The sequence below is a fragment of the Bacillus sp. Marseille-P3661 genome (assembly GCF_900240995.1).
Lineage (GTDB): Bacteria > Bacillota > Bacilli > Bacillales > Bacillaceae_J > OESV01.
Window position 1 is genome coordinate 125205 of the sequence record NZ_LT965955.1, and the last position, 11310, is coordinate 136514.

The following is an 11310-nucleotide window of genomic DNA, read 5'->3' on the forward strand; positions in this document are numbered from 1 at the left end:
AAAACGGATTTTTATATTTTTTTAGAACGAAATTAATTTAGATTCATGATAAAATAGTTAAGAATATAAAATCCAATTTTACTAGTTTTCTAAATTTCTAACTAAAATCGGGGTCAAACATAAAGCAAGGTTTTTAGATTTGAGTAAAAGCTTTCTAAATCCTGAAAACTGCTTTTTTTGTCTCGGAATTGAATCGACTTTCGTACTTTCTAAAGTAAAAAAATATTTAACAACAACTAGGTTGTAATTTAACCTCTAGAAAGGTAGGTGACAGCATGGGGAAAATAATTGCAGTAGCTAACCAAAAAGGTGGAGTTGGTAAAACAACCACATCAGTAAACCTAAGTGCCTGCTTAGCCTATTTAGGTAAAAAAGTATTACTTGTTGATATCGACCCCCAGGGTAATGCAACAAGTGGTGTTGGTGTAGAAAAGGCTGATGTTGAACAATGTATTTATAATGTTTTAGTTGAGGATGAAGAAGCTAAATCGATCGTACGACCAACAAGTGTAGAAAATTTATCAATGCTACCTTCAACTATTCAACTTGCAGGAGCTGAGATAGAATTAGTTCCAACTATATCAAGAGAAGTAAGGCTGAAAAGAGCATTAGAAACGGTTGCAAATGACTATGACTACATAATCATAGATTGTCCGCCATCACTTGGATTATTAACGATTAATGCCTTAACAGCAGCTGATTCAGTTATTATTCCGGTTCAATGTGAATATTACGCCCTTGAAGGACTTAGTCAATTATTAAATACGGTCCGGCTAGTTCAAAAACATTTGAACCAGTCGTTAAAAATAGATGGTGTCCTTTTAACGATGTTGGATGCTAGAACAAACCTTGGAATCCAGGTAATTGATGAGGTCAAAAAGTATTTTCAGGATAAAGTCTATCAGTCTATTATTCCAAGAAATGTGAGACTGAGTGAGGCGCCAAGCCACGGAAGGCCCATTATTCTTTATGATCCAAAATCAAGAGGAGCAGAAGTATATTTAGACTTCGCAAAGGAAGTGATAGCAAATGGCTAAAGGATTAGGAAAAGGGATAGGTGCATTTTTTTCAGATGTAGGTGATGTATTAGATCAGCAGGATAAAATCCAAGAGGTCAAAGTCAAAGAATGTCGTCCTAATCCCTATCAACCTCGGAAAACATTTGATGATGATTCTATCCAAGAATTAAAAGAATCGATTGAAAACCACGGTATTCTTCAGCCAATTGTTGTTCGTAAGAGCATCAAAGGCTTTGATATTGTTGTGGGTGAGCGTCGCTATCGTGCAGCTAAAGCTGCGGGGCTAGATACGATTCCAGTGATCGTCAGGGATTATACAGAGCAGCAGATGATGGAGTTAGCATTGATTGAAAATCTCCAACGGGAGGATTTAAATCCAGTTGAAGAGGCGCAAGCCTATCAAACCCTGATAGAACAATTAAAGCTTACCCAGGAAGAGCTATCGAAACGTTTAGGAAAAAGCCGCCCACACATAGCTAATCATATACGTTTATTAACATTACCAGCCCCTGTCCAAACTCTTATCTCAAAAGGTGAGTTAACAATGGGACATGGTAGAACACTGTTAGGACTGAAAAATAAAGAAAACATCGTACCTTTAGCAGAAAAGATTAAAAAAGAAAACTTAAATGTGCGACAGGTTGAACAGCTAGTACAGCGGTTAAATGAAACAGTTCCACGTGAAACAAAGAAACCGCAAAAGGATGTATTTATTAAGCAACAAGAGTCTAGACTTCGTGATCGTTTTGGCACATCAGTCGCCATAAAACAAAATAAAAATAAGGGTAAAATTGAAATAGAATTTTATTCACCTGAAGATTTAAATAGAATTCTAGAATTGTTGGAGGATGAGCAGCTTAATTAATGCTTTGCACATCAAAATAAATAAGAATATAATGTTGTATAAGCCATCCGTAAGGTGGTTTATTTTTTTATTTCAATAGTGCAGCTGGTGCTTCTATTAAATTCAGAGAAGTTAATTCGGCATTGTCCGTGTGAATTATTAAGAAAATATAGCGAAAAACTGTGGCTATCTTTATAAAATAGGAGGTTACTAGGGATGATATATTTTGATCAAGCAGCTTCATCATTTCCTAAACCAAAGGAGGTAACCAATGCTGTTATCGAAGTACTAACAGAATATGGTGCTAACCCTGGTAGAGGAGGACATCAGCTCGCGAGTAAAGCAGCAGCGAAGATTTACGAAACAAGGGTTGAGTTGGCAACTTTGTTTGGATTAAAAGATCCACGAAGAGTGGTGTTTACCCAAAACGCAACAGGTGCATTAAACCAAGCAATATTTGGATTATCACTAAAGGCTGGCGACCATGTTATTACAACATCATATGAGCATAATTCAGTACGTCGACCGTTGGAGGCTCTAAAGAAAAAGATTGGAATTGAAATTACATATATTCAACCGGACGTAAATGGAGATTTCAATTCTATAAAACTTGAAAATGCAATTCAAGCAAATACAAAATTATTAGTTGTGACACATGGATCCAATTTAACAGGAATTATTATGCCTATTGAGAAACTTGCGGATATTGCTAAAAGGAATAATATTATTTTTATGGTTGATGCATCGCAAACAGCAGGGATTCTGCCGATTTATATGGATGAAATTGGAATTGATTTGTTAGCGTTTGCTGGCCATAAAGGGCTTATGGGGCCACAAGGGACAGGAGCCTTATTGATTAATAAAAATATTGAGCTAACACCTATGTTAACCGGTGGGACTGGGCATTCGTCAGAAATGGTTGAGCAGCCGGACGAGCTACCTGATCGCCTGGAAAGTGGTACTTTAAATACACCTGGAATAGCTGGATTATTAGAAGGTGTTCGTTTTGTAAAGAATAAAGGATTGGATAAAATATTTGAGCATGAGAAAGAACTGACAAATGCATGTATAAAGGGCTTGCAATCTATCGATAAAGTGCATGTCTTTGGGCCTGATCTATACGAAAAAAGGTTGGCTGTTGTACCTTTTATAATTGAGGGAATTGATAGTCAAGAGGTTGCAATGATCCTTGACCAGCATTATCAAATTGCAGTGCGTGCCGGCTTGCATTGTTCGCCATTAGCTCATGAATCGATAGGTACAATTGCTATTGGGGGAACACTTAGAGCTAGTTTCGGGGTATATAATACATTAGATGAAGTTGAGAAATTAATTACAGCTGTTGAAGAAATAAAACAAGGGTATTTTGGTTAGGAGTAGAGGATGCATGGTTTTACTGGGGACAATCGTAAATGGAATTGCGATTATATTAGGAACTTTTCTTGGGAAAATACTTAATCGTATTCCTGATAAAATAAAAGGGTTAGTATTACAATCAATAGGTTTGTCAGTTGTAATTCTAGGTATTCAAATGGGGTTAAAAAGCGAACAGTTTTTAATTGTTATTTTAGGTCTTGTATTTGGTAGTATATGGGGTGAAATTATCGACTTAGATTCAAAACTTAATACTTTAGGTCGCTGGATTGAAAGGAAGCTAGGGGCTAAGGAAGAAGGCGGAATTGCAAAAGGGTTTGTGACGGCAACGCTTATCTTTGTCATTGGTGCGATGGCCATTATCGGATCATTGGATAGCGGTTTAAGAGGAGACCACCGTGTACTTTACACAAAATCATTGTTAGACGGGTTCACTAGTCTTGTGTTAGCAACAACATTGGGAATTGGTGTATTATTTTCAGCAGTTCCTGTTATGTTGTATCAAGGAAGTATAGCCCTGTTGGCAACGAAAATTGAAAAATGGGTACCCCCGCAAATTATGGATTCCTTTATTGTTGAAATGACTGCAGCAGGAGGTATCATGATTTTAGCCATCGGTTTAAATATGCTAGAGATCACTAAAATTCGTGTTGCAAATATGCTGCCTGGAATTATTGTAGTTGCTCTGATCGTTTCAGGTCTTTATGTTTGGAATGAAGTATTAATGTTTTCATAAACATGTTGATTAAAGGTACATTTTTTCGAAACCTTTAAAGAGTTAATTAAGTCATTTGTTAATATTCCTTTAATGAAGTTAAACTTTCTAAAGGAAAACAAAAAACCTCTTCTAATGATTAGAAGGGGTTTTAATTTGCAGATAATATTAAGTAAGGACAATCTCTGAGATTTATTTAACTGTCCATGTCATTTTTTGTAATTTATTGTTTGGCTGTTGTTTTAGTAAAACATCAGCTACTAAAATACCGTTTGCAATGGTTTTAGCCATTTTCATTACAAGGTTAAGTCTTGTATTTTGTAACACAAAAAACTCCATAAACCCACTAACATTAACAACACCGGTAATATGAATTTCACCTACAGAAGGCAATTGTTTATTCACACCGGCTCCTGGTTTTAGAGCTCCTTCATTAAGGGTAATATCTCCAACACTTTTTAATCTCCCTAAACATGCATCAACCCCAATTATATAGGGGTTAGCATGCTGTTTATTGATTTGAGCTAATTGCTCCTCAAGATTAACAGCATGAATAGGATTCTCAAGAGTACCGTATACATGGAAGTGAGCAGGTTTTTTTTCTAGAAGTGTACTTCCTATTAATGGACCCAATGCATCACCAGTTGAACGATCTGTACCAATACATGCAATAACAATAGGCTGCTTAATTGAATCAGGTAAAAGATTAATAAGGTTTTGACCTATAAATGAAATTGCATTTTCATCTTCATAAGGAATACGGTAGGAGGAGCTTTCTTTTTTTTCAAAAAATTTCGGTTTTAGATTCATAGGATCCACTCCTCTTTAATAGTAGTAACAGTATACGGAAAAAAATTAAATCCTATACATATATTGCCAATAAAAACTTAAAAAGGAGAATTAATTATGATAAGAGCTGGTCTTAAATGGATGTTTTTAATAATGGGGACTATGATAGGAGCTGGATATGCATCAGGAAGAGAACTATGGCAATTTTTTGGCTATGAAAGTGTACTGGCTATTATTCTATTTACAGTATTGTTTTCAATATGTTGTATAGTCATAATGAAATTAAGCTATAAGAAAAAAAGTGTTCATTATCTTCCAATTTTAGAAGATCTGCTTGGAAAGAGGTTAGCGAGTATATATGACCTACTTGTTATTTTGTATTTATTTACAGTTACTGTGGTCATGCTAGCCGGTGGTGGTGCTACCCTTGAAATGTTTTATCTACCTTACTGGACAGGAATTGCTGTTATGGTGGTTGTCTTAGTATTGCTATTCTTCTGGGATGTCAAAGGAATGGTGTCAATAAATGTTATTATTCTTCCTTTTCTAATTATTGGACTAGTTTCAGTGCTTATCTTTTTTTCTAAAGAAAATGGACAGCCATGGGTTATAGATTGGACACAGCAAACGAATTGGCCAGCTGCATTTACGTTTACAGCTTTGAATATCCTTCCGTTAGTTGCAGTTCTAGCTGCAATAGGTAAAGAAATAAAGAATGAAGGAGAAATTTGGATTGCGAGCATTGGAAGTGGTATTTTGTTAGGCAGTATATCCCTCTTATATAATGAGTCGCTTTTAATAATAGCATCGGACATCGTTTTATATGAAATTCCACTATTTGCAATAATGAAAAATTACCCTTATATTATGTTAATCTTCATGTCGCTTGTTCTATGGGGTGCAATTTATACGACAGCAGCATCTGGAGTGTTTGGGTTGGCCACGCGTTTCCGTGAGCGCACATCGCTGCCTTTATGGGCTATTGCATTAATCTTACTAGCGGTTATGGTGCCATTAACGACATTTGGATTTTCAACGTTAATTGCAGTATTATATCCTTTGTACGGTTTATTAAATTTATACCTACTTGCTTCAATATTGCTTTATCCAATTGCAAACCGTTATAAGTGGGATTAATTTTCACGGCATGGTGTAGTTCATAATTCTCCTCACCATGCCTAATTTTTAATATGAGAGAGGTTTAGGGATGGAATGGATAAACAGCATTTGGATCATTGTTTACAATTATCTTATAAATGATGAGATTTTAGAAACAGTTGGACGTTCTGCATTGAAAATTATACTGATCATAATCTTCTCGAGCATTATTATTCGTATAGGTAAGAAGATTATCCGGAACATATTTACTCTGAGAACAAAAGGTCCTGTTCAGCTATCAGCTCGTAGGCAGGCAACATTAGTAAAATTGTTGGAGAATGTGTTAACTTATGTAATTTACTTTATTGTTTTATTGATGGTTTTTGAAACATTCGGGGTCGACATAAGGGCGTTATTAGCCGGTGCAGGTATTGTCGGTTTAGCCGTCGGGTTCGGTGCGCAAAATCTTGTTCGTGATATTATTACAGGCTTTTTTATTATATTTGAAGATCAATTCTCGGTTGGTGATTATATCCGCATTGGAAACAACGAAGGTGTAGTTGAGGAAATAGGTTTACGCACTACTAAAATTAAAGGCATTACGGGTGAACTTCATATTTATCCAAATGGCAACATCCTAGAGGTTACGAACTTTTCAATTCATAATAGCATTGCTATTGTCGATATAAATGTTGCGTATGAAGAAAATATAATAGAAGTAGAAACTGCAATAGAGGAGCTTTTGAAGGTGTTACCTGAAAAGTATCCGGAAATGGTTGCAACACCAACATTACTCGGTGTACAAAATATAGCAGCACCAGATATTACAATGCGCATTACTGCAGAAGTTCAACCGATGCAGCATTGGAAAATTGGACGAGCTCTGCGCAAGGAAATTAAAATGTTATTAGATCAAAAAGGAATTGATATCGCATATCCTCGAATGGTTATGTACTCTCGGAACGAGAAACAAGAGGTGCGCGATAAGGGCTAAGTTATGCGGTGTCTGTTAAAATAACCATTATCCAACTGAATGATCAAGTATCGGCAGGTGTCCTAGACAGCCCCAATTACTTGATTTACATATAAACCAGTTAGTATTTAATAGTTGAAGTTATAAGTTTAGCTAGTTAAAATGAGAGAAAGATTCGGATTAAGGGGGATGCAAATGGTTGATAAAGACTTTGGATTAAATGATATTGTTGAAATGAAAAAACAACATCCTTGTGGAACGAACCGTTGGAAAATAATACGATTAGGGATGGATATTCGAATTAAATGCGAGGGCTGTAACCATAGTGTATTAATACCCCGAAAAGAATTTACTAGAAAACTAAAAAAAGTCCTTGTAAAACATGAGGAAGAATAAGGTTATCTTATTTACCATTCGATTCAAGCTATCTGGGCGGCAAAAAATGCTAAAATATATAAATCTGATCGGAATTAAAAAAGCGCAAATTAGCGTTTTTTTTTTGGGAAAAAAAAATAACTAATTGAGATCGATCAGTAAATGGAGGTTATTTTTTTATTCTAAATACTATTGATGAAAACTTATTATTTTAAGATGCTTTTCGCTAATTTAATGTTTCATCATAAATATGTCACTCTTGCGCTTTTGGAAATGTGTTTCTATAATATGTAAGAATGGTTAGAACGAGAATATCTCTTTAAGGAGTTGTAGTTAAATGGGTTTAACAGCTGGAATCGTTGGTCTTCCTAATGTTGGGAAATCAACGCTTTTTAACGCGATTACACAAGCAGGTGCAGAATCAGCAAACTATCCTTTCTGTACGATTGATCCTAATGTTGGAATTGTTGAAGTACCAGATGAGCGCTTAATTAAATTAACAGAATTAGTGCAACCGAAGAAAGTGGTACCGACAGCATTTGAATTTACAGATATAGCTGGAATTGTTAAAGGCGCAAGTAAAGGCGAAGGATTAGGTAATAAATTTCTATCCCATATTCGTCAAGTTGATGCAATTTGTCAGGTTGTTCGTTGTTTTGCGGATGATGATATTACACATGTAGCGGGTCGAGTAGATCCAATTTCAGATATTGAAACGATTAATTTAGAATTAATTCTGGCTGATTTAGAATCAGTGGACAAGCGTATTGATCGCGTTGGTAAAATGGCAAAGCAAAAAGATAAAGATGCAGTGGCTGAACATGAGGTTTTAGTAATGCTTAAAGAAGCATTTGAACAAGGGAAGATGGCTCGCACTGTTGAGTTTACGGAAGAGCAAATGAAGGTCGTAAAGCATCTTCACTTGTTAACTATTAAACCAATGCTTTATGTTGCTAATGTTGGTGAAGACGAAGTAGCGGATCCATCGGGTAATGAGTATGTACAACAAGTACGGGAGTTTGCTGCCGCTGAGGGCGCGGAAGTCATTGTGATCTGTGCGAAAATTGAATCAGAGATTGCAGAGCTTGAAGGCGACGAGAAACAAATGTTTCTTGAAGAGTTAGGTATTCCGGAATCTGGTTTAGACCAGCTTATTAAAGCTGCATATTCTTTACTTGGACTTGCTACTTATTTTACAGCGGGTGTACAGGAAGTTCGGGCGTGGACATTTAAAAAAGGTATGAAAGCACCGCAATGTGCCGGAATTATCCATACAGATTTTGAACGTGGCTTTATCCGAGCGGAAACTGTTTCTTATGAAGATTTAGTAGCAGCGGGTTCAATGGCTGTGGCTAGAGAAAACGGTAAGGTACGACTTGAAGGAAAAGAGTATATTGTTCAAGATGGCGATGTAATTCACTTCCGCTTTAATGTGTAGCTGAACAATAGAAAAGCGGAAGTCGATAGACTAAATAGATTGCAATTATGCACAACTAAATTTTAAAATATACAAAGGTAAAGCGGTCTCTAGTGCACGATAATAAAAAGTTCTGCCATAAACTTGCATGAATTTATTAATGGTGCTATAATTTTATTTCGTGAGTAATTATTTTAAATAATGCTCCTTGCTCCTTTTATCATAAAGGGGCCGCTTAGTCCAAGAGGAGGTGAAAGATATGCGTAAATATGAAATTATGTACATCATTCGACCTAACGTTGATGAGGATACAAAGAAAGCAGTAATTGAGCGTTTTAGTGGAATATTAGCGAACGAGGGTACTGAAATCGTTAAGGCAACTGAAATGGGTAAGCGCCGTTTAGCTTACGAAATCAATGATTTCCGTGAAGGTTACTACATGCTTTTAAACGTTATGGCGAAGCCAGAAGCAATCGACGAATTTGATCGTCTTGCTAAGATCAGCGAAGATGTTATTCGTCACATTGCAGTTCGTGAACAAGAATAATCTAAAGCTAGACAAGCTTTTTGAATACCATTAAGGAGTGTTTCTGATGTTGAATCGCGTGGTACTCGTTGGAAGATTAACAAAGGATCCAGAGTTGCGCTATACCCCTAACGGAGTTGCAGTTGCCCAATTCACACTAGCTGTAAATCGAACATTTACAAATCAGCAAGGAGAGCGTGAAGCAGACTTTATTAATTGTGTTGTTTGGCGTAAACCAGCTGAAAATGTTGCGAATTTCCTTAAAAAGGGGAGTTTGGCGGGTGTAGATGGTCGGATTCAAACTCGTAACTTTGAGGGACAGGATGGCAAACGGGTATATATAACAGAAGTTGTAGCCGATAGCGTTCAATTCTTAGAGCCTAAAGGCGCATCAGCTGGTGGTGGCCAATCTAACTATGGATTTGGTGGACCAGGACCAGGAGCCGGTGACAACTTTGGATCAGGTGGTCAAAGACCAATGGGTAACGGCGGTGGTTACGGCCAACAAAATCAGAATCAACGTCCGAATAATAGAGACTTTACTAGAGTGGATGAAGATCCATTTGCAGATGATGGCCAACCGATTGACATCTCTGATGACGACTTACCATTCTAATAAAACTATACTAATTTAAAAGGAGGCAAAAACCATGGCAGTAGGCGGAGGAAACCGTAGAGGTCGTGCTAAACGTCGTAAAGTGTGTTTCTTTACATCGAACGGTATTACACACATCGACTATAAAGATGTTGATCTTTTAAAACGTTTCATTTCAGAGCGTGGAAAGATTTTACCTCGTCGTGTGACAGGTACATCTTCAAAATACCAACGCAAATTAACAATCGCTATCAAACGTGCAAGACAAATGGCATTGTTACCATATGTTAGCGAATAATATTAAAAAGGCAGCAGGCTTAACTTGCTGTCTTTTTTTACACTTTATTTTTTGTACTATTCAATTCATGTAAATAAAGCCGATAATATAAGGTAAATATAGGAGTTTGTCATTATTGGCAAAGTTTATGATTTCGTTAAATACTTTATCTTATGTTACATAAGGATATAGAAGGTAGTACTAAATAAATATAAGAACAAAGATTGGCAATTTATTTGCTAATCTAAGTAAGTATTTCTTAATAATTGGAAAAATAACAAAAGCAGTATTCATTGGGATAAACTGCATGTTTCACATAAATTATTGTTATAATGGAATTATTAAGTTTTGATGAGGTGAAGATGTGAACCAGATTCGGGCTATAACAGAAGGATCAATATTAATTGCATTATATTCTATCTTTCTTTTGGCTGTTTTATATTTACCGTTATTAGGGACCTTTTTTATTTTCGCTTTACCCTTGCCTTTTATTATCTACGTTGTCCGCCATTCACTAAAAAAGGCATTTCTTATTTTAATAGTTGCTCTATTTATTACATACATAATTGGGACGGTTGCATCATTACCCATGACATTTATGTTTGGTACAACAGGAATGGTAATGGGCTATATTTATTCCTTAAAAAAAGGTGCATTTCCCATCTTAATCGGTGGAACGTTAAGTTATATTTTTAATCTTATTTTAGTTTTTATTGTAACAGTTTTGATTTTTGATATTAACTTTATTGAAGACACTAAAAAAATGTTAACTGAATCGATTAAAACAGCTGAAAGCATATTATCAGCTACAGGTCAACCAAATGGCCAAACACAGTTACTATACGAATCAATTGAAATGGTATCATATATGATACCTAGTGCGATTGTAATTACAAGTATTGTTTTGGCATTTGTAACCCAATTAATCGCAAATCGGGTTTTAAAAAGGTTGAAGTTTGATTTAAAGGCTTTCCCACCTTTAAGGGATTGGCAATTTCCTAAAAGTTTATTATGGTATTATTTAATTGTTACTCTTCTTTTTATGATTGGTATAGAAGAAGGAACAACCTTATTTATGATTGTAATGAATTTATTTATGGTACTGGAGTTATTTATGATGCTCCAGGGATTTGTATTAATTTATTATTTTTGTCATATGAAAGGTTACTCAGTAGGAATACCAATCACCATTATGATAATCTCTTTCTTGATACCTTTTCTACTTTCTATCATAAGAATATTAGGTATAATTGATTTAGGGTTTGATTTGCGAAAGCGAATGAAAAATCCACAATGATGGAGGAGCTG

General features: G+C 35.7%; 13 protein-coding genes. 12 read left to right on the forward strand and 1 reads right to left on the reverse strand.

Annotated features, from left to right (window positions below; all coding sequences use genetic code 11):
• Nucleotides 1–275: 275 nt before the first annotated feature.
• The 4 genes from C1724_RS17620 to C1724_RS17635 all read left to right on the forward strand — a co-directional run bounded on the left by C1724_RS17620 (nucleotide 276) and on the right by C1724_RS17635 (nucleotide 3973).
• Nucleotides 276–1037 carry a ParA family protein gene (locus C1724_RS17620; RefSeq protein ID WP_102348070.1) on the forward strand — a complete coding sequence of 254 codons (762 nt, stop codon included), beginning with the start codon at nucleotides 276–278 and terminating at the stop codon, nucleotides 1035–1037.
• Nucleotides 1030–1884, forward strand: a complete 855-nt coding sequence (locus tag C1724_RS17625; RefSeq protein WP_102348071.1) for a ParB/RepB/Spo0J family partition protein — start codon at nucleotides 1030–1032, stop codon at nucleotides 1882–1884. Before C1724_RS17620 ends, C1724_RS17625 begins: the two co-directional genes overlap by 8 nt.
• A gap of 195 nt (nucleotides 1885–2079) precedes the next feature.
• Nucleotides 2080–3237 carry an aminotransferase class V-fold PLP-dependent enzyme gene (locus tag C1724_RS17630; protein ID WP_102348072.1) on the forward strand — a complete coding sequence of 386 codons (1158 nt, stop codon included), beginning with the start codon at nucleotides 2080–2082 and terminating at the stop codon, nucleotides 3235–3237.
• A 13-nt stretch (nucleotides 3238–3250) separates the two neighbouring features.
• On the forward strand, nucleotides 3251–3973 hold the full coding sequence (locus C1724_RS17635) for a DUF554 domain-containing protein (protein WP_102348073.1): 723 nt from the start codon (nucleotides 3251–3253) through the stop codon (nucleotides 3971–3973).
• Nucleotides 3974–4144: 171 nt separating this feature from the next.
• Here C1724_RS17635 and yyaC read toward each other — a convergent pair whose 3' ends face one another.
• A complete protein-coding gene (gene yyaC / locus C1724_RS17640; RefSeq protein WP_102348074.1) occupies nucleotides 4145–4762 on the reverse strand; it encodes a spore protease YyaC in 618 nt (205 codons plus the stop codon).
• Between the two features lie 96 nt (nucleotides 4763–4858).
• Here yyaC and C1724_RS17645 point away from each other — a divergent pair, with 96 nt between their 5' ends.
• The 8 genes from C1724_RS17645 (at nucleotide 4859) to C1724_RS17680 (ending at nucleotide 11299) form a co-directional block, all read left to right on the forward strand.
• A complete protein-coding gene (locus C1724_RS17645; protein WP_102348075.1) occupies nucleotides 4859–5878 on the forward strand; it encodes a YkvI family membrane protein in 1020 nt (339 codons plus the stop codon).
• Nucleotides 5879–5948: 70 nt separating this feature from the next.
• Nucleotides 5949–6833, forward strand: a complete 885-nt coding sequence (locus C1724_RS17650; protein WP_102348076.1) for a mechanosensitive ion channel family protein — start codon at nucleotides 5949–5951, stop codon at nucleotides 6831–6833.
• Between the two features lie 174 nt (nucleotides 6834–7007).
• Nucleotides 7008–7208, forward strand: coding sequence for a DUF951 domain-containing protein (locus C1724_RS17655; RefSeq protein WP_102348077.1), 201 nt, complete (start codon nucleotides 7008–7010; stop codon nucleotides 7206–7208).
• Nucleotides 7209–7524: 316 nt separating this feature from the next.
• Complete coding sequence (gene ychF / locus C1724_RS17660; protein ID WP_102348078.1) at nucleotides 7525–8625, forward strand: redox-regulated ATPase YchF; 1101 nt, start codon at nucleotides 7525–7527, stop codon at nucleotides 8623–8625.
• Nucleotides 8626–8863: 238 nt separating this feature from the next.
• Nucleotides 8864–9151: a 30S ribosomal protein S6 gene (gene rpsF, locus C1724_RS17665; RefSeq protein ID WP_102348079.1), complete on the forward strand. Its 288-nt coding sequence runs from the start codon at nucleotides 8864–8866 to the stop codon at nucleotides 9149–9151.
• Between the two features lie 46 nt (nucleotides 9152–9197).
• The gene (gene ssb, locus C1724_RS17670) at nucleotides 9198–9746 is read left to right on the forward strand and encodes a single-stranded DNA-binding protein (RefSeq protein WP_102348080.1); all 549 of its coding nucleotides are present in this window, start codon (nucleotides 9198–9200) and stop codon (nucleotides 9744–9746) included.
• 34 nt (nucleotides 9747–9780) lie between these two features.
• Nucleotides 9781–10023 carry a 30S ribosomal protein S18 gene (gene rpsR / locus C1724_RS17675; protein WP_102348081.1) on the forward strand — a complete coding sequence of 81 codons (243 nt, stop codon included), beginning with the start codon at nucleotides 9781–9783 and terminating at the stop codon, nucleotides 10021–10023.
• A 343-nt stretch (nucleotides 10024–10366) separates the two neighbouring features.
• Complete coding sequence (locus C1724_RS17680; RefSeq protein ID WP_102348082.1) at nucleotides 10367–11299, forward strand: YybS family protein; 933 nt, start codon at nucleotides 10367–10369, stop codon at nucleotides 11297–11299.
• Nucleotides 11300–11310 lie beyond the last annotated feature (11 nt).